The 20,072-nt window shown below is 58.4% G+C and carries 13 protein-coding genes; 5 read left to right on the top strand and 8 right to left on the bottom strand.

The genetic code is table 11. From position 1 onward, the window contains the following. Nucleotides 1–65: 65 nt before the first annotated feature. Both V1566_RS05180 and V1566_RS05175 read left to right on the top strand, forming a co-directional pair. Complete coding sequence (locus tag V1566_RS05180; RefSeq protein ID WP_395305243.1) at nt 66–914, top strand: SDR family oxidoreductase; 849 nt, start codon at nt 66–68, stop codon at nt 912–914. Nucleotides 915–1,010: 96 nt separating this feature from the next. Further along, the gene (locus V1566_RS05175) at nt 1,011–1,724 is read left to right on the top strand and encodes a 4'-phosphopantetheinyl transferase (RefSeq protein ID WP_395305242.1); all 714 of its coding nucleotides are present in this window, start codon (nt 1,011–1,013) and stop codon (nt 1,722–1,724) included. Here V1566_RS05175 and V1566_RS05170 read toward each other — a convergent pair. From V1566_RS05170 to V1566_RS05135, 8 genes are all read right to left on the bottom strand, one after another. After that, complete coding sequence (locus V1566_RS05170; protein ID WP_395305241.1) at nt 1,692–2,639, bottom strand: alpha/beta fold hydrolase; 948 nt, start codon at nt 2,637–2,639, stop codon at nt 1,692–1,694. The genes V1566_RS05175 and V1566_RS05170 overlap by 33 nt on opposite strands. Continuing rightward, nucleotides 2,632–3,801: an alkane 1-monooxygenase gene (locus V1566_RS05165; RefSeq protein ID WP_395305240.1), complete on the bottom strand. Its 1,170-nt coding sequence runs from the start codon at nt 3,799–3,801 to the stop codon at nt 2,632–2,634. Before V1566_RS05165 ends, V1566_RS05170 begins: the two co-directional genes overlap by 8 nt. Continuing rightward, nucleotides 3,795–4,850: a 2Fe-2S iron-sulfur cluster binding domain-containing protein gene (locus tag V1566_RS05160; RefSeq protein ID WP_395305239.1), complete on the bottom strand. Its 1,056-nt coding sequence runs from the start codon at nt 4,848–4,850 to the stop codon at nt 3,795–3,797. Before V1566_RS05160 ends, V1566_RS05165 begins: the two co-directional genes overlap by 7 nt. 1 nt (nt 4,851) lies before the next feature. Further along, on the bottom strand, nt 4,852–5,868 hold the full coding sequence (locus V1566_RS05155) for an arylesterase (RefSeq protein ID WP_395305238.1): 1,017 nt from the start codon (nt 5,866–5,868) through the stop codon (nt 4,852–4,854). Further along, on the bottom strand, nt 5,865–13,598 hold the full coding sequence (locus V1566_RS05150; RefSeq protein WP_395305958.1) for an aminotransferase class III-fold pyridoxal phosphate-dependent enzyme: 7,734 nt from the start codon (nt 13,596–13,598) through the stop codon (nt 5,865–5,867). The genes V1566_RS05155 and V1566_RS05150 overlap by 4 nt, the downstream gene beginning before the upstream one ends. A gap of 43 nt (nt 13,599–13,641) precedes the next feature. Then, complete coding sequence (locus V1566_RS05145; protein ID WP_395305237.1) at nt 13,642–14,469, bottom strand: hypothetical protein; 828 nt, start codon at nt 14,467–14,469, stop codon at nt 13,642–13,644. A 25-nt stretch (nt 14,470–14,494) separates the two neighbouring features. Beyond that, the gene (locus V1566_RS05140; protein WP_024907308.1) at nt 14,495–14,905 is read right to left on the bottom strand and encodes a membrane protein; all 411 of its coding nucleotides are present in this window, start codon (nt 14,903–14,905) and stop codon (nt 14,495–14,497) included. A gap of 91 nt (nt 14,906–14,996) precedes the next feature. Further along, on the bottom strand, nt 14,997–16,895 hold the full coding sequence (locus V1566_RS05135) for a beta-ketoacyl synthase (protein ID WP_395305236.1): 1,899 nt from the start codon (nt 16,893–16,895) through the stop codon (nt 14,997–14,999). 176 nt (nt 16,896–17,071) lie between these two features. On the opposite strand from V1566_RS05135, the gene V1566_RS05130 reads away from it, so the two are divergent. From V1566_RS05130 to V1566_RS05120, 3 genes are all read left to right on the top strand, one after another. Beyond that, nucleotides 17,072–18,115: a GlxA family transcriptional regulator gene (locus V1566_RS05130; RefSeq protein WP_395305235.1), complete on the top strand. Its 1,044-nt coding sequence runs from the start codon at nt 17,072–17,074 to the stop codon at nt 18,113–18,115. Nucleotides 18,116–18,163: 48 nt separating this feature from the next. After that, nucleotides 18,164–18,988 (top strand): AraC family ligand binding domain-containing protein, encoded by an 825-nt coding sequence (locus V1566_RS05125; RefSeq protein WP_395305234.1) that lies wholly within the window; start codon nt 18,164–18,166, stop codon nt 18,986–18,988. 75 nt (nt 18,989–19,063) lie between these two features. After that, nucleotides 19,064–20,029, top strand: a complete 966-nt coding sequence (locus V1566_RS05120; protein WP_395305233.1) for a DMT family transporter — start codon at nt 19,064–19,066, stop codon at nt 20,027–20,029. Nucleotides 20,030–20,072 lie beyond the last annotated feature (43 nt).

Genomic DNA, 20,072 nt, shown 5'->3' with positions numbered 1-20,072 from the left:
CTTACTAAAAGTTAGCTATGGTGCTAGTGTGCCACAACACCAGACAAACACGAAGGAGATTCATCATGATCGCGATTACCGGCGCTACCGGCCAGCTTGGCCATCTCGTTATCGAACAGCTGTTGAAAACCGTACCGGCCAACCAGATTGTGGCCATCGTACGTAACCCGGCGAAAGCGCAGGCCTTAAGCCAACAGGGAATTGTGGTGCGTCAGGCTGACTACACGGATGAAGCCGCATTCACCGCCGCGCTGAGCGGCGTGGATAAGCTGCTGCTGATCTCTTCCAGCGAAGTCGGCCAGCGCGCAACCCAGCACCAGAACGTGATTAACGCCGCCAAAACGGCAGGCGTGAAATTTATCGCCTACACCAGCCTGCTGCATGCGGACAAATCACCGCTGGGTCTGCACGTTGAACACGTTGCCACTGAAAAAGCGCTGGCGGCGTCCGGCATTCCTTATGCCCTGCTGCGCAATGGCTGGTATACCGAAAACTACCTGGCGAGCGCGCCGCCTGCCCTGGAACACGGCGTGTTTATTGGTGCGGCAGGCGAAGGCAAAATTGCCGCTGCGACCCGTGCAGACTATGCCGCGGCGGCAGCCAAAGTGATCGCTGAAGAGGGCCATGCAGGCAAGATCTATGAACTGGCGGGCGACCACGGCTGGACGCTGAGCGAACTGGCGGCTGAACTCAGCAAGCAGAGCGGGAAGCCGGTCACCTATCAGAATCTCAGTGAAGCGGATTTTGCCGCCGCGCTGAAAAGCGTCGGCCTGCCTGCAGGGCTGGCAGATATGCTGGCGGACTCCGATGTGGGTGCGTCCAAAGGGGGACTCTTTGACGATAGCCATACGCTGAGCAGACTGATCGGGCGCGCGACTACGCCGCTGGCGCAGAGCATTAAAGCCATTCTGTAACGGCCTGGCCGTTTTTTCCTGCGGCCGGGTCATTCCTCTTACCCGGCCCGCACTTATATGGCATTCTGTTCCCCCGACAGATACCGATACCCCGCTATGTTTACTGCGATAAACACAGATTCAGCGCCCCCTTTTATTCACTCCGTTGAGATGGGCAACGTCGACCCTTTCCCCGCTCTGCGCTACTGCCTGGTCTCATTCACTGTGCACGATTACCATGACGGGCTCTTTGCTCATTGGGGCATCCCCTTTCCCGGTCAGCTCGATAGCGCTGTGGTCAAACGCAGGGCGGAGTATCTTGCGGCACGTTACGCCGCGCAACGGGTGCTGAGATCCTGGGGCTGTGACGCTACGCCGGGCAGCGCGCCGGATCGTTCTCCGGTGTGGCCTTCCGGCTGGCGGGGAAGCCTGTCACATTCTCATGAGTGGGCGCTGGCGGTCGTTGCCCCAGAGGCGTCGGGGCTGACGCCGGGCGTCGACATTGAGTTTTTGGCACCCGAGACGATCCAGCGGACAGCGCACCTGTTTACCACACCGCAGGAGCGGGAGTGCCTTGCCGCCAGCCCGTTCGGCGAAGCCAGCGCGCTATTAATGACCTTTTCCGCGAAGGAGAGTCTCTATAAAGCGCTCTATCCTGACGTTGGCCGCGTCCTCGATTTTGACGCGGCCCGCGTGTGCCACATCGCGCCTGAACAGCACAGGATCACCCTGGAGCTGACCCGGACGCTTTCCCCCCAACGCGTACAGGGCAGCCGGATCCAGGGCTATTATCAGCTCTCAGGCGACAGGGTTATCACGATCATTGCCTGACGCCAGCAAGGGGGCCAGATAGGTCATCACCATGTCGATCCCCTCCCCCGGACGGCGCAGCGGATTATGCCCCTGACCGTGGGTCTCTGCCAGCCTCGCGCCAGGCCAGGCGTTAACCAGGCATTCAGCTTCAACCCGCAATACGATGTCATCGCTGCTGTCGTGAATAACAAGGGCGGGCTGATCGACCTGCTGCAGCCCCTCGTAGGCGTTAAAGCGCTGCCAGACCGCCTCGCCAATGCCAAAGTACCCTTCAATATACCGTCGTAACCTCTGCTGCTGGCGTCCCGGGAGATTCAGGATCGCGGCATATTTGGTGACCAGCCCGCTAAAGTGCGTCGGTGCCCCTACGATAACCAGCGCGCGGGTCCGCAATCCCGCTTTTACCGCATTGATGACGGATAAACCGCCAAAAGAGTGCGCCACAATCGCGTCAAAACCGCCTTCCTGCTGCGCCAGCTGTTCAATAATTTCAATGAACTCGACGATGCTGCTCTGACGCCCTGCCGCGTTGCCATGCGCGGGAGCGTCAAACCCGATGACCTGAAAGCCCTTTTCGACCAGCGTCTTGATCAGCCTGCCAAAGTGGGAAGCCCTCGACTCCCAGCCGTGGGCTAATAGTACGGTGGGTCCCGCGCTGCCCCAGCGGTACACCACCGCATGTTTACTATTACTCAGAGGGAGGGACTCAATGCGGCTCGCCAGCGCCGTCATCTCCTTATCGCTTGCACGCGTCGGCACCCGGCGCGGCGTAAAAAACCGATTGCCCAGCCAGTCGGCGGTCGCCCCCGGCACAACCCGATCCATCAGGCGGATACCGGCCTTCACGCATGAAACCATCGGAGAGCGCAGGTAGGCGGGTCCACGATACTGCTGGTAGGCTTGCTCAATCAGTCGATCAAATTGCTCACTCATGGGACTCTCCAGAAACACAGGGAACAGTGGAATTAACCGCGGATGATTCAGACTGACGGATCAAGGCACGCTCTGCGTCACTGGCAACATGTTCGTCCCAGTACGCGAGTTTTGCTTCCATTCGTTTAAACCACAGTGGCGGTATCAGCGCGTAAAAAATATGAGCGACATACCCTTTTTCTATTCCCACCGCGTAGCTGTGCGCCTGCAAATTCCAGTATTCACGACGGGGATGGGTGTGATGATCGGAGTGGCGCGTCAGGTTCAACAGACCGGCCGACGAGGCCCGGTTATTGCAATCCCAGCTGTGTCGCGGCTCCACGCGCGTGCCGGGAAGGCGGACCAGACCGTAGTGCTGGATGTAATTCACCGTTTCAAACAGGAATTTAGACACCAGCATGGTCACCAGACACGCCAGCGCGCCCCTGACGCCCGCCGCCGTGAAGCAGACCGCCACGATCAGCAGGCTCATCAGCACTCCGCGCATCACCCGGTTCGCCAACATGGCGCCGCGCCGGTTCTGCTGCGACAGCCGCTGCGCTTCCACCTGCCAGGATTCAACATACTGCGACAAAGAAGAACGGATAAAGAAGCGATACACAGTCTCCCCACGACGCGCCGTCGCGCCGTCCGCCGGGGTCGCCACGTTAGGATGATGCGAATAGACGTGTGAAATCGAAAACTGCGCATCGCCGACCAGCGCCAGAAGCCAGCGCCCGACCACCATCGCCGCCAGACTGTGGGTTTTATGGATAAGCTCATGGGCCACCACGGTATTGGTGCTCATGGTATAGCCGGTGGATGCCGCCGCAAGCAGCAGCTCCGGCAGGGCAAGGTTATGCAACGCCATGATGTTGTGACCCGTCAGGGCGGAAAGCCATGCGCCAAACCCGAGCAGATCGCCCGGCGCGGCCTGCCAGATAAGAGTGAACAACGCCAGCAGCGCGGCCGGAAGCTGGAAATACGGGATGATTTCCAGCAGCGCCGGGAGGCGGTAGTGGCGATCGGCGGTGTCGTGCGTGGTTGCGTTATCGAAAAGGACATAGCTCAGCGTCACGCAGAGCATGGAAACGACGATCCACACGCCGCCGAGCAGGGTGGTTAGCGCGGTTAGCGGTAAAAAAACGCAGGGGACAAGGGCAAATCTCAGGTAACTCAACATACGGGCTCCTTATTGTTATGACTGTTTTTTGCACCGACCGGCGGGGAGAAGCAGTCCATTTCAAGCAGGTGGCTCATCACCCCTCCGGCAAGCAGCCTTTGCCGGCACGACTGCGCCAGCGCTGGATTGCCGCAAATCACGACGCGCCATTCGGCTACCGCCGTCCGGCGGGGATAGAGGGCACGCCAGTCGTCCAGCCAGCAGGTAATACGGCCTGCCAGCTCCTGCACCTGAACCTCACGCTCCCGGGATAACGCGTGCAGAAAGTGAAAACCGGGATAGTGCTGACGCAGACGCTGCAGCTCAGGCAGGTCGAATTTGTCCTGCCGCCTGCGAACCGCGTGGATCAGCATGACCTCGCGGTGGGGATGACGCGCCAGCGCGGCGCGGACAAGACCCAGCGTCGTTCCCAGTCCCGATCCACTGGCGATGGCCAGCAGCGGACCGTTACCATCATCCTGCTGGCCGAACTGCCCCCGGCAGTCTGAGAGCCACACCTTCCGGCCAGCCCCCCGTTCATCACACAGCAGCGGGGAGAGTCGCCCCTCTTCACGGCGCGTGATATCCAGAACAATCTCTCGCCCCCGGCTCGGCCAGCTGACGGAGAAGCTCCGGATATCTCTATCCTTTTCGAGACCGACCTGAACGTATTGTCCTGGCTGAAAGGGCAGCGCCTGCTCCGCCAGCAGCGTCACGCGCCATACCGTTGATGAGAGCGCGACAACTTGCTTAATTTGCGCAGACGTCCAGGTCGTGGATGCCGCGGCCAGCGTGACATCCGATTCCGGCAGGCACTGGCATGCCAACACGTGACCAGCGGCAATCTCCTCCGGGCTGAGCAAATAGCGCAGGTCGACAAGCGAACGCACCTTGCCGCTCGTTACCCGGCAAAGACAGGATTTACACGAGCCGACCTGGCAGTTATACGGCAGGGAAACACCGCCGTTGAGCGCGCTTTCGAGGAGCGTATGGCCGGACGTCAGGGGGAATACCCGTCCCTCAAGCGTCCCCTGAAAATGACCGCGTCGGGAAAACCATCTCTTCAGCATCTTATTGCTCTCCGCACAGCAGCAGTCCGTCGTCAAAGACGCTGCCCATCATCACCTTTCCGCCCATCGGCGCAGCGACGCTGACCGCCGCCAGCGCTTCGCCGTGGCTCTGATAGAGCATACTGGCCTGAGCGATCGCTCCCTGTGCGCCGGTTGTCAGCCGCCACACCATGGACGGTGAACGTGCCTGTGCTTCTTTCTGATAGGCGGCCAGCTTCAGAAGCTGCGGGTGCGCGGCCACCAGCATTCCCTGCCCGTCAGGCAGGATATTGTCGACGCCATGCAGACCGCTGAAGCGCCCCAGCAGGACGGGCGCAGCCTCGTTCGGCTGCCACGCCCAGCTGCTCACCGCACCGCGGGTGGTTTCCGCCACGTACAGACGCCCCAATTGTCGGTTGTAGTAAATGCCGTTCGCAAAATGCAGGCCATCAATCAGGGTATGCAGCCCCGCCTCGTCTGCCAGCAGAACGCTGGACAGCGGCAGCCGCAGATAGTCCTCCACGCGTCCCGCGAAGCCCTTCCACCGGTGGTCCCGCGTCAGCAGCCAGTGGGTTTTATCAATGACGCTGATATCATTGATGTTGTTGCCGACCGCGCGCGACAGGGCGGGCTGATACTCAAGACGCATCTGCGCGCGATTAAAGCGAAACACATCAATGCTGTCCTCCTGCGGGCGGTGGTTCACCACGTAGATCCACGTCTCGCCCTCCTGCTGCCAGACATCGATGCCGTGCGGGAAGAAGGCATCCGGATAGTCGCCAGCCAACCGCTGCGGCTTGTCGCTGCCGTTGAGGTAATACAGCGCCCCGGGCGCGCTGCCGTGTCGGTTGAGGCTACTGGCTATCGCCCCGCCGTCCGATAAGGGAGCGATATCCTCCGCGCCCTCAATGCCCGTTATTTTTTGGCACTGTTCCCCGCCGCTCTCCTGCACCCGATAAAACAGTCCGGCATCGATCAGCAGGTTTACAGCGAACGCTAGCACGGCGCCCGCGAGGACGATAATCGTCAGCTTTTTCATGATGCGGCCAGCGCCTCTGACGATGAGAATAATGCTTCGACGGCCTCTTCTCCCTGCTCGGCCAGCACGGTTATCGCCTTCAGGAAATGCGCCAGCAACGCGCGCGCACGTTCCTCGGTGAAATAGCGCATCTGGTAATCCAGCTCGATGGACAACCCCTCTTTCGTCTCGAGAATATTAACCATCAGCGGGAATTCGACGGCGCCGATCGGGAGCAGCGACAGGCTGGCCTCCCACTGCCGCATTTCTGCCAGCGGAGCATGCGGTTCGACGTTAAAGGTCGCCAGCAGCGGAAGCGGCGCATCCTGACCGTGGAAGCAGCGTGACGGCATTGCGGGCTCGCCGCGCTGGGCGAGGATACCGTCATGGATTGCCCTGGCGACCCCGGACACCGACGCGCAGACAGCGCTGTCGATACACAGCGGCAACAGCCTGACGCACTGACCGACAAGCGCGTCGCCCTGCCCGAAATCCCGCCCGGCATCCGGCACGCCGACCGGCACCGGAGCGTGGCCGAACGCCTTCTCCAGGGTCAGGGTAAAGAGCGCATTCAGCATCGCGAAGCGGGTCACCCGCAGCTCGGCAGAGGCTTTGCGCAGCTGCCCGGTCAGGCCCGGATACGACAGGCGCTGTACCAGCCGCTGCCCCTGATACGTCCGGGAGGGTACCAGCGCGGTAAGGGCGTCTGGCGTTGCCCGGCGCACAGGAAGCGCCGCAATACGCGCAGATAGCTCCGCCTCGCTGACGATGTTCTGCGCACGGATGACCTGCAGATAGCTTGCCGCAGCCGCCAGCTCAGGACGTTTACCCGACGCCAGGGCATCGTAAAGATGCAGCAGCTCGCGCAGCATCACCATAAACGACCAGCCATCCGCCACCGAATGATGTGCCGAGATGGCGAGCGTGGTTTTCCCCTCATGGCGGACCAGCAGCAGGCGAGCCAGCGGCGCGGCGGTAAGATCAAAAGGACGCGCGGCAAAATCAGCGAGACAGGCGGCAGGCGCAGCGTATTCCTCGCAGACGTCGACGGTGGGCGCCAGGGCCACCTGAAGTTCGCCTGCGTCAGTGAACTGCATCCGCAGCGCGTCATGGCGCTCGCACAGCAGTTGCCAGGCGGCGCGCATGATGTCGCTGTCTACATTGCGCGGCGTTTCAATGACGCCGCCGATCGTCCCGGCCAACAGGCCGCTTTCATCCTGCGCGGCCAGCTGCAGAAAGCGCTGCTGGCTGTCTGCAACGGCATAAGGCGTGTCGGGGCGCAATCCCGCCTCCCCAAAGAAGCCGTCCACGCGCATGGCGCTAACGCTCTCTTTCACTGCCGCAATAAACCGATCGATATCCTCGTCCGTGTGTGCGACCGAGACAAAACAGTTACGCCCTTCCCAGATGAAAATGCCGCGCAGCATCAGGTGGTGGAAGAGGATGTCGTAGTTGCCGTTGAATTTGAAACGGAACAGGCTGCCGGCAGAGACGATCTCAATCGGCGTACCGGTTGCAGAGAACCAGGTATTTAGCGATATCGTCAGACGCGCGGTTTTCTGGTTGATGTCATCATACAGCGCCGGATGGGCTTTGATGTACTCCAGCACGGCTTTGCTTGCCGCCATGGTCAGCGGATGCTTGGAGAACGTACCGGCAAAGAAGATCAGTTCAGCCTGCGGCCAGGAGTCATCGCCATACTGCCAGAATCCGCCGTCGATACTGTCCATAAAGCGGGCAGAGCCTGCAATCACGCCGATCGGCATACCGCCGCCGACAATCTTTCCGTAGGAGGCGATATCCGCCTGAACGCCGTAATATGCCTGCGCGCCACCGGCCGCCAGACGGAAACCGGTGATCACTTCGTCAAACATCAGCGCAATGTTGTGGGCCGTCGTCAGTTCACGCAGGGTATGCAGATAGTCACGCGGCTGATGATCGGGATAACGGCTCTGCACCGGCTCAACGATCACCACCGCCAGCTCGGCGGCATAGCGGGCGATAAGCGCCAGGCTCTCTTCGCTACCGTAGTCGAGCACCAGCAGGTCGTCCACCAGCGATGGCGGCGTGCCTGCGGCAATCGGCGTGGCGCGCTCGGGGGTTTCGCCCCCCTGCTGTCGTCCTAGAATGCCGTCAAACACGCCATGATACGAGCCGCTAAACAGCGCGACTTTATTTTTCCCGGTCACGGCCCGCGCCAGGCGCACGGCGCTCATTACCGCTTCAGAGCCGGAGTTACAAAATGCCACGCGCTGCTGGCCGGTCAGCTCGCTGATGAGCGTTGCCACCTCGCCCGCCAGCGCGCTTTGCGGCCCAATCTGCATGCCCTGCGCCAGCTGGTTGGCGACCGCCTGCTGGACACAGTCCGGCGCATGTCCCAGCAGGTTAGCGCCAAACCCCATCGTAAAATCAATATACTCGTTGCCATCGACATCCCAGATGCGCGAACCCTGAGAGCGCTCCCCGACTAAGGGGTAAAGCATCTCTTTGGTGGATAAACGAAAGCCCGCAGAGGCCCGGTTATCCGCCAGCACGGCGCGGTATTGCTGAGCATTGCGTTTCGACCCGCCCGTTTTATCGACAAACCGCTGAGTGAGTTGCGCCAGATGCTGGTCGCGTTCAGCGCCGAGGGAGACCTTTTTGGTCTCTTTTTTAAACCAGCTGTTGTGCGCGCTGGCCTTCACCGGTGCGGCCGTGGTCGCGACAGGCGCAGGCGCGATAACGTCCGGCGTCGCGGGTGCGGCTGGCATCGGGAGAGTCTGCGCCGTGCCGTTGAGCAGCGTGAGCTGCTGGGACATAAGCTCCAGCTGGCGGGCAATCAGATCCTGAACCGTATCAGGCACCGGCCTGCTGGCGCCCTGCTGTGCCACGACAGGCGGTGCCGCCTGGCCGGCGGTTTCCAGGGGGCTGAGCGGAGCCGCCGCCGCTGGCTGCGCGTGCTCCACCACATAACCGATCACCGCATCCAGCGTATTAAGCTCTTCAAACAGCGCCCGCACCGGGATGGCCACGCCGTAGCGGTCTTTAATGGTATTGATGGCATCCAGCAGCACCAGCGAGTCCGCCCCCATTTCCAGGAAGGGCAGAGAGTCGTCAAGCGCGGCGGGATCCGCCTCAAGAAAACCGGCAATAATCGCTTTTATTTCAGCGGCTAAATGATGTTGATTTGACATAGCGTCCTCTTTTGCAGATGGGGTCTGCGCTGACGTCTCACCCGCCAGCCAGTAACGTTTGCGGCAGAACTGGATTGCGGGCAGGGCTAGCGCCTCCCGCGTGGTCGCGTGATAAAGCCCGCTCCAGTTGATGTCGTACCCTTGCTGCCACAGCGTACCCAGCAGCGTCAGCAGTGATTTGTACTCATGTCTCCGATCGCCTGCGGCCAGCACCTGGTGACGGCGGTCGGTTGCGGTCACAAATTTGCCCAGCGAACTGTCCGCGCTCAGATCGATAAAGGTGAACTCACCCTGCGCAAGCACGTTTTGCACGCCCTGAAGGTAACTCACGGGCTGGCGAATTTGCCGGGTCCAGTAGTCGGCGTCGGTGCGGTCGCACGCCTCGCCGTTCAGGTTGCTGTAAAACGGGATCGTCCCGCGGGTGAAGGTGACGTTGTTGACCAGCCACTCGCGCCAGGCACCGAGGATCGGATCCATCATCGAGGAGTGAAATGCGCTGGCGGTTTTAATTTTTCTGGCGTGACCACCCTGAGAAGAAATGGCCTGAAGGCAGGCGTCAATCGCCGTCTGGCTGCCAGCTATGGTGGTCAGCGTCGGCGTATTGAATGCGGCAATATCAATGTCGCCCGCCCAGGGGGTAATCATCTGACGGACGTCGGCTTCGCCGCTGAAGACGACCGCCATCGCCCCTTCCTGCGTCAGGGCTGACATCAGCAGCGCGCGCTGATGAACCATTGCCAGCCCGTCGTCCAGCGAGAGATAGCCGGCGATAACCGCCGCGCAGTACTCTCCCAGGCTGTGGCCCATCACGGCTGCCGGACGCGGGCCGAACTGCATCACGCTCTGAGCAAGCGCGTAGCTACAGGCAAATAAGGAAAGCTGACACGTTCTGGCGCAGCGCTGCCAGCTATCGTCTCGGGCAAATAACGCCTGTGTGATATCAATCTGATAGCGCTGCTGGATGGTCGTCGCCAGCGCGTCAAACTGGGTGCGATAGTGCGGCAGATGGTGATACAGCTCGGCACCCATGCCGATTTGCTGGGTGCCCTGCCCCGGGAAGAGCCATACCTGGGGCGGGGCTTTACCCGCCTTGCAGGCCGTGAGCTGCGCAAGGCTTTCTGCCAGTTGGGTGCGATCCGCGCCATACGCCACGCCGCGATAGCGGGCCGCGTCGTAGCGGGTGTTCACCAGCCGGCACCAGGTGGCGATATCGCTCTCCCGGCATGTAGATAACCCTTTTTTGACCGCCTCCCGCTGAAGGGTAAACGCCCCTTCATCATGAGAACCGATCAGAAGCAGGCCGTGCGGCGCAGCGGGCTCCTGGCGTTTTTCCACCGCTGGCGCGCTGCGCAAAATCACGTGACCGTTGGTACCGCCGAAGCCAAAGCTGCTAACGCCCGCGTAGCGTGCTTCACCATCGACATGCCATGAGGCAGGCTGCGCGCCACTCACCTCAACATGACGGCTAATCGCCGCAATATGTGGGTTTTTATGCTGGAAATTGAGGTGAGGAACGTATTGCCGGTAGTGCAACATCAGAGACGCTTTCACCACGCCCAGCACGCCCGCCGCCGCCTCCAGGTGGCCAACGTTGGTTTTAATCGAACCCACCTGGACAGGCGCGGTTTTTTTCCGGTCCGCAAACACCGCCTCCAGCGCCTGATATTCAATCAGATCGCCAAGCGCCGTTCCCGTACCGTGCGCTTCGATATAGTCAATCTTATCGCTATCCACCCCGGCGTCCGCCATCGCCTGCCGGATGACGGCCTGCTGCGATGGACCATTTGGTGCGGTAATGCCGTTGCTGCGGCCGTCCTGATTCACGGCGCTCGCCACCAGCGTGGCATAAACCCGATCGCCATCCGCCAGCGCCTGCGTCAGCGGCTTGAGCACCACGACGCCACACCCTTCGCCGCGGACATAGCCATCCGCGCGGGCGTCAAAGGTTTTACACCGGCCGTCGGGGGCCAGCATCCGGGCGTCGGTGAAGACTTTTTGCAAATGCGGCGTCAGCGCCAGATTAACGCCTCCGGCAATGGCCAGAGCGCAACGACCGCTCCGCAGGCTCTGCATTGCCCCCTCTATCGCCACCAGCGAGGAAGAACAGGCCGTGTCAACGGCGACGCTTGGCCCTTTAAAATCATAAAGATAAGAAATTCGGTTGGCCGCGATACTGTGCGCGTTGCCTAAGCCGCTATAGGCCGAGACGTTATCGCCGCAGGCCAGGGCATAGTCGCTGGCGCTGATCCCGACATAAACCGCCGTATCGCTACCGCGCAGGGATGACGCCTTTAGACCGGCATCGGTTAGCGCCTGTTGAACGGTTTCTAGCAGCAGACGATGCTGCGGATCGATATAGACGGCTTCACGGGGAGAGATGCCGAAGTAGCCTGCGTCGAACGCGTCGACTTCGTCAAAGAAACTGCCTTTACGGTTAAAACCGTCAAGGGACGAGGTACGCCAGCGGTGCGCCGGGATCTCGCCGGTCGTGCTGCGGCCCTGCTGCAGCAGCGACCACAGCGCCTCCACGCCGCTATGCCCCGGCAGCTCCACGCCGATGCCGATCACCGCAATGGCGCTCTCTGTGACGGCTGAGCTGACCGGCCGGGCCGCAGCGGGTTGTCCCAGCGCGGCCGCCAGCTGATTGATGGTAGGATAGTCATAAATCAGCGCCGGAGAGAGCTCGCGGCCCAGCCGCTGTTCAAGCTCGCCAATGACGCCCACCGCCTGCAGAGAGCTCATGCCAAAGCGGGTAAACGCGTCATCCCACTGGGATTCGCCGATCGTCGTATTCATCGCGCTGCTGATTATCCCGGCAATCAGCGCCGCCAGCGCGGGTGGGGTTTCCCCCTCGGTTACGCCAGGTTTAGACGCGGCCTGGCGGTTGCGCCACGCCACGTCCAGGGTCCCCTGCTGATACATCACTTTCGCGCGGGTGCGCTGTAATTTCCCGCTGGTGGTGCGGGGGATTGCCCTTCGTTCGACAAGGAGCAGTTCATCCAGCGCAATACCGTGACGCTCCGCCACCGCCGCGGTAATGCGCGGGGTCAGCGCCGCCATATCGAGGTCATTTTTATGACGTGTCATCAGCTCAAGCAGCGCAACCGGGCGTTCGGCTTCGCTGGCAAACACGCAAACCGTCGCTTCCGCCAGCGCGGGATCGGCCTGACGGATCGTCTCTTCAATATCCGTCGGGTAGTGGTTCTGACCGTTGATAATCAGCAGCTCTTTGAGCCGTCCGGTGACGTACAAATGACCGGACTGGAGAAAACCCATATCGCCGCTGCGCAGCCACGGGTGCGGATGGCCAGCCAGAGACGCCTGGAAGGTTTCGCGCGTGGCGGCGTCATTGTCCCAGTATCCTGCGGCAACGCTCGGACCACGCAGCCATATTTCCCCGCTCTCACCGTCAGCAAGCGGTTGATGGTGGTCAGGATCGACGATACGCACCTCGGTATCAGTCAGAGCCTGCCCGCAGCTCACCGCACCGGCCTCGTCGGAAACGCGGAGCCCCTGTCCTTTGTCCATTCCGGTGACGATGAGCGTGGTTTCCGCCATGCCGTAGCAGGGCAGGAACGCGCCGGGCCGAAACCCTGCGGGCGCAAAGTGCTCGCTAAACTGCTGGAGCGTGGCGGGCCGAATCGGCTCTGCGCCGCAAAAGGCCACATCCCAGCGCGAAAGATCCAATGCCTCAACCTGCTCTCGGCCAATCTTACGCACGCACAGCTCGTAGGCGAAATTAGGGCCGCCGGAGGTTGTCGCCTGATAGTCGGAAATCTGTTTGAGCCAGTTAAGGGGGTTTTTCATTAGCATCATGGGTGACATCACCCGACAGGGGAATGCGCCAAACACGGGCTGCAGTAGCCCGCCGATAAGCCCCATATCATGAAAATGCGGCAGCCAGATCGTGCCCCGGCTTTCGCTGTGGTGGCCGAAAAAGCGGTGAATGGCATGCGAGTTAGCCCAGAGGTTGCCATGGGTCACCATCACGCCTTTCGGAGAGCCCGTCGAGCCCGAGGTGTACTGTAAAAAAGCCAGATCGTTTTCTGCTACCGGAACGGGGTGAAATGCCCCGGAGAACGTGCGCTCAAGATGGTGCAGACGATAGCCCGCAGGTAGCGCAACTGTGTCTGGTTTGTCGAAGGTAAAAATAAGCGGGGATAACGGAAGTGATAACTGGCCTAGCGTTTCTGCTCCCTTTGCTGTCGTAACAATACAGTCCGTTTGCGCATTACGTAATACGCCGGCAAAACGCTCCCACGCACTCCCTGACGATTTTGCGGGCATCGGGACGGGAACCGCCACCCTGCCGGCATAAAGACATCCAAAAAAAGCGCCAATAAAATCTTCACCATCCGGATAAAGCAATATTACCCGGTCGCCCCGTTGCCCGTATTGCATTAAAGATTGTGCAAGCGACGCGGCGCGCTGGTGTAACTGGTCATAGCTTTGGCTGTGAATATCTCTGGCGCTGCGGACGAATTCAAATGCCGTCTGAGTAGTCTGTTGAACAGCAAGTTCGGGCAAAAGCTGGTTGAAGGAATGATATCCCCTGTTAAACAACTGATGAGACGGCATCATAATTCGCTCTATATTTTCAAATGTATTGAGGGTGAAAAGATTATTTTCCGGCGCGGCCAGCCAGCAGATCGTTACAGAAGTCGTTCCATACCTTCAGCCAGAGATCGACGCGCTGTTCCATCTCGGCATAGCGGTCTGCGGTCAGCGCCTGGCAGAACAGGATCCATGCATCTTCGGAGTGACCATCTTCAATGGACTCTCCCGTTTCGCTTTCTACATGGATGCTGTGATAACCCCTGGTGACGTCAATATCCGTTGCTTTATCAACACCTTTGGCCCACGGCGTGGCGAAGTCATGGAAGACGGTCTCGGCCACGGCCAGCAAACCCACCAGCTGGGTATAGTCGCCATAGGCGTTTTCAAACGTTGCGCGGCAGGCCAGGGAGCTGGACATCGGCAGCCAGGATTTCACCTCGTGTTCCGTCATCCCCAGTTGCTGGATGGTCGTAAAGAATTGCACGTAGTGCGCCAGCGCGGGCTGGCCGTTGTAATTGCCCTCGGCGTCTTCGCCAGGGTGGAAGCCCAGCTCATCCAGCAGGTTGATTTGCAGCAGAAAACGGGCCGCCATTTTCGCCTGCGCGCCCAGCGGAGCTTCCAGCTGTTTTGCCGCGCTTAACGCTTCAATCACGGCATCGGTAAAGACTTGCGCAAAAGCGTGATAAAACTCCAGATGGAATACGCGCATCTGTTGAAGATCGACTTCACCGCTGTTCATTTTTGACAATATAGGGCTGCGCATCAGCGGATGGGATTCAATCCGGTCAATAAGCCTGTTGGCAAATGCGCGGTTTTCGGTATAAACGTGCTTATCTACGGTCGCGACAATAGCGTCCCGACCCAACTGGCGGGTATTCAGTAACGTTTTCATTTTTATATCTCAGGTAGGTGATAGTTTACAGGGCTGAAACCCTGCCAATTGCCATTACGACTAACGCATACATTCCACAGCTAAACGGTATAACCTGCACATATTTAAATGGCAGATAAAAACACGATGCAATCAGCAGAACCGGAATACCAACCGAAAGTATCATCATGCAAATAACGGCATAATATTTATAGGTATAAGACACGGCGAGGTCATCAATACACATGCCATAGAGCATTGATATTAACGGCAGCATAATAAAGGCAATATGTGCCAGTCTTAACATTCTGCGATTTAAATCGGTATAGTTTTCATGTCCTTTGGGGGCGCGAAACGGTCCCTTAAAAGCATACATCCCCATTAATCCGCCCATCATTATGCCGACAACAATACCGCTCCAGCCAAAGGCAATCAGTATTGCACTGAGATTAGCCACTCTCTTTCTCCTGTTTAGTGGTACACAAAGGTAAGGCGCCTGAGAAAATACAAGCACATTTATTTATTAATAATAAAATAAGATATAACGATTAAAAGTCCGGGTATTCTTTATCCGTCGCGTACGTTATCGGCTTTTCAAATCCGGGAATGGTGATGCCATTCATATCAATCTTAATATCTTCCTCATTTATGCCCTGCTGGCCGAACAGATAAATGACATTGAGTTCCCCCTGCGAAGCCGCCTCGTCGTACGCGTTAGCCTGACGTCGCACCTGGCGGTTGCGCTGCTGATATTCCGCAAACACCGCGTCCCCATAGCGTTTGCGCAACCATTGATGGGTAAGCTTTGGCGAGTAAACCACCCCCGTGGCATTATTACCGCCAAAGCCTTTTGAATTAATAAAGGCGATTTGTCCCTGGCCTTCCTCTAATTTGCAGTCCTGAAGAGGAATGGTTAAGCGTGCGTTGTTCACCTGCGGCGCAATGTGCGACACGCTTTTAATTCCCGGCAAAATACCGTAGCGGAAGACGCCGAGGCAGCCGATCAGCTGGTCGCCGCTGGCGGGCCCCAGGGAGTGGCCGAGATACGATTTCACTGCCGTCACCGGCCAGTCACGAATCGAAAAGGCTTGCGCAACGCGGTCAAAAATATCCGCCTCGGAGACGCAATTCTTCGGCGTGCTTGAACCGTGCGCCTGAATAAACGATCCCTTCTGCACCGTCTCCATCCCGGCCATTGATACCGCAGAGGCTACGGCTTTCGCCATGGTGATGTAGTTCCCCGGCCCCGGTGACGCGATAGAACGTTTAAAGCCGTCAGCGTTGATGAAGACATTCCCCACCGAACCGTGGATCTCTGCGCCAAGCTGCAGCGCCAGCTCGTCGTCCATTAACACAACATACTGGCTGGATTCCGCGATCACAAAACCGCAGCTGTTGCCAAACGGGCGACTGCTGTTACGCCAGTCGGCCATTTCCTTTTCATCAATATGCTTAAGCTTACTCTCCGTTGCCAGGGCGCCCATGGCATCGAATCCTTCAATCACTTCTGAGGTGACCGGCGCTTCGGCGCTGCCCACGACGGCTACGCGAATGCGCCCCGCTTTGATATCTTCAACCGCCGCATTCAGGTTATACAGAAACGTGGCGCATGCCCCTAGCGTGGCGCTGGTATGGCCGACGCTACCCAGCACATACGCATTGAGGAAATCGGCGCACATGCTGTTCAGGCCCAGCGGACACTGCTTGGCGCTGACGCGATGGCCTTTCAGGCGCGACTGCAGCATCCCGCCAAAGCCATAATCGTCGAGCTGCCCCATAATATTGCCCGAATAGACGCCGAGCTGATCCGGCGTGATTTTTGCCTGAACCTCTCGCCACGGGATCCCCAGGGCGTTGATGGCGTCAGATGCCCCGACAATCGCCATTTGTAACGCCCGCGGATGGAACTGCGAATTGTAGTGGTCGCCCGGGCGGAATCCCTGCGGCAGCAGCCCGGCAGCCTGCACCTCCGTGCGCAGCAACGCCTCAATTTTACAGTCCATCTCTCCCTGAACGGTGATACGGACACGCTGATCCCCTAATTCTTCAACGTGCCATCCCGCCGGTAAGGGTTGAGGTAATTGTCTGGCAGATATATTAAAACTGAATCCTTCTTCGCCTGAAACCATATTCATTTTTGCATGGCTGGCGATAGCATCGACATCAAAATAGTCGCGCGTGATTTTTCTGATAAGGGTCCCCTCAAGCGCCTCGTCTTTTATCCTCTCGGCAGCCTGAGCAGGTGTAAATCTTTTACCGGAATTGTCGCAATACCCGCCCTCATCATATTTAAGCACGCCCATCAGGATGGCTAACGATAATAACGTCTCCTGCCTTTCCTCTTCCGATAATGACTCAATAATCATTCGACGAAATGCATGATGTGAAGAACTACGACCAGCTGGACCATAGCCGCCAAAAGCCGTTATTACGGGTAATTTCACCATAATTCATCCTGTAGTGGTCGTGGATTTATTTTGTTAAGTAAGTGCGATAATTTCAGATATTAGTTTACAAATTACCAACAAAAGCTAATATGAAAATCCAGCCAAAATGCTGACTTTTTTGGCCAGGACAACGATGAGCTACCAAAAATAATAGTCAAAACAGGTATTAATCAAAAATGACAAATACACAAATAGGATTTGTGTTATGCGAACGCATGCTAAGTTCCGGTCTCAGTCTTCCGATTGAAATGTGGAAAGCCGCAGCCAGTAGCTATTTAGCAGAGCAAAAAACAACATCCCACGCAGACACGCACAAACCGGAGAAGTCATCCTTCAGGCTCTGTCGCCCGGAGAATATTCTGAAAGTGAATACCATTGGCATAAACAGTGAGCCCATCCTGACGCACAGTGGCTTTAGCATTACCGCCGATACCACCCTTGCCGCAGACAGACACTATGACGTTATCTATCTTCCTGCCCTGTGGCGCAATCCTCGCGGAGTGGTCAGACAACAGCCTGAACTCCTGGAATGGCTGACCGAGCAGGCCGCGCGAGGAACCCGCATCGCCGCCGTCGGAACGGGCTGCTGTTTTCTGGCGGAGTCGGGACTGCTCGACGGGAAGCCCGCCACCACCCACTGGCACTACTTCAAACAATTCTCGCGCGACTACCCCACCGTAAAATTACAAACAAAACATTTCCTCACTCAGGCCGATAATATTTTCTGCGCCGCAAGCGTTAAGGCCCTATCAGACCTGACGATCCATTTTATAGAAACGATATACGGGAAACGGGTAGCCACACATACCCAACGGACATTTTTCCATGAGATTCGTAGCCAGTTTGAGCGTCAATGCTACAGTGAAGAAAACAAACCCCATCCGGATGAAGACATTGTTCAAATTCAAATCTGGATAAAAGCCAACTGCGCTTCGGATATATCCATGCAAAATCTTGCAGATATGGCTGGCATGAGTTTGCGCAACTTTAATCGCCGCTTTAAAAATGCCACCGACATGTCTCCGCTGCAGTATTTATTAACCGCCAGAATTGAATCCGCCATGACAATGCTGCAATCCACCAATCTGTGCATTCAGGAGATCGCGAATGCGGTTGGATATCAGGATATTGCGCACTTTAATCGCCAGTTTAAGCATAAAACAACGGTTTCACCGGGGGATTACCGTAAGACCGTCCGGGCAAAGATGTTTAGTGCATAAACGCCGGTCATCTCTGATAATGAAAAGATGACCACGAGGAGGCTTACCGTGCAAGGCGTACCGGAACAGTTTACTGATGAAAGAGACAGCGCGCGCTTTCGCCATCTGGCGCAGCTGCCGGGCCTGGAGCTTTATCACGCGCATATTTCTGACTACGCCTTTGAGCCTCACACCCATGAAGCCTTCGGGATCGGCACGATTGAAACCGGTGCCGAACGCTTTCGCTATCGCGGTACCCAGCATCTTGCGGCGGAAAAATCCGTTGTCACCATGAACCCGGACGAGATCCATACCGGTGAATCCGCCACCGAAGGCGGCTGGCGCTACCGGATGGTCTATATCGAACCCGACCTGCTGGAAGAGGTGACCGGCCTCCGGCACTGGTGGTTTAGCGATGTCACGCGTCATGACCCGCTGCGCTCGCAGCAAATCGGCAGGCTCATTTACGGCCTGTGGCACACGGACGATCCGCTTGCGCAAAAAGGATTGCTGCTGGATTTGATTGAGACCTTCCGGCCGTTTGCCCATCACGCGCCGGTGGTTCTGGAAGGCGCGCACCGCTTCGAACGCGTGCGCGAGTATCTGCACGACAACTATATGCGCGCCCTGACGCTGGACGAGCTGGCCAGCGTCGTTTCGCTCAGCCCTTACCATTTCCAGCGCCAGTTCAAAGCCCATTTTCACGTTACGCCGCACCAGATGCTGATGGCCATTCGCCTCTGGCGCGCTAAAGCGTTCCTCACCCGCGGCATGCCCGCGGCAGAGGTCGCCGCCGCAACCGGACTGACCGACCAGTCGCATTTAACCCGCGCGTTTACCCACCGCTACGGCATTACCCCCGTGCGCTACCAGAAGCAGGTCACCCGGCGCTAATGCGCAATCTCATACAATACGCGCGCATTTTCCCCTCCTACACTGCATACAGCGTAAATACCTGTGGATGGAAAAATGATTAGTGGTGTGTTGTATGCCCTGCTGGCCGGGATGATGTGGGGGCTGATTTTTGTCGGCCCATTAATCGTGCCCGAGTATCCGGCAATACTGCAGTCGACCGGACGTTATCTGGCGCTGGGGCTGATTGCCCTGCCTCTGGCGTGGCTGGGACGCGCGCGCCTGCGTCAGCTCAGCCGTCAGGACTGGGGTACCGCGCTGGCGCTAACGATGATGGGCAATCTTATCTACTACGTTTGCCTCGCGAGTGCCATTCAGCGTACCGGTGCGCCGGTATCTACCATGATTATCGGCACGCTGCCGGTCGTTATCCCTGTCTTTGCTAACCTGCTCTACAGCCACCGCGATGGCAAACTGGCGTGGTCAAAAATGACCCCGGCGCTGGTATGCACCGCCGTGGGGCTGGTATGCGTTAATATTGCCGAGCTGCGTCATGGGCAGGCGGATGTTGACCTGTGGCGTTACGGCTCTGGCATTGTGCTGGCGTTCATTTCCGTGGCGTGCTGGGCATGGTATGCCCTGCGCAATGCGCGCTGGCTGCGGGAGAACCCGGACAAGCACCCGATGATGTGGGCGACGGCGCAGGCGCTGGTCACGCTGCCCGTCTCACTGGTGGGATATGCCGGCGCGTGCATCTGGTTAGGCCATCAACAGCCAGACTTCGCCCAACCCTTCGGGCCAAGACCCTGGGTGTTTATCGGCCTGATGATTGCGATTGCGGTGCTGTGCTCATGGGTGGGCGCGCTGTGCTGGAACATTGCCAGCCAGAAGTTGCCGACGGTGATTTTAGGGCCGCTGATTGTCTTCGAAACCCTGGCGGGACTGCTTTATACCTTCCTGATGCGCCAGAGCGTGCCGCCGTTATTCACGGCCTGCGGGATCGCACTGCTGGTGGTGGGAGTGGTGATGGCGGTAAGAGCGAAGCCGGAGAAACCGAGGGTCGTTCCGGCGTCGGAGGTGTGAGCATTGCCCAGCGGCGCTGCGCTTGCAGGGCCTACAAAACCGT

This window comes from Enterobacter sp. ECC-019 (assembly GCF_043974075.1).
Classification (GTDB): Bacteria; Pseudomonadota; Gammaproteobacteria; order Enterobacterales; family Enterobacteriaceae; genus Enterobacter; species Enterobacter asburiae_D.
The sequence above is the reverse complement of the archived record's forward strand: the minus strand, read 5'-3'. Positions and strand labels throughout refer to the sequence as shown.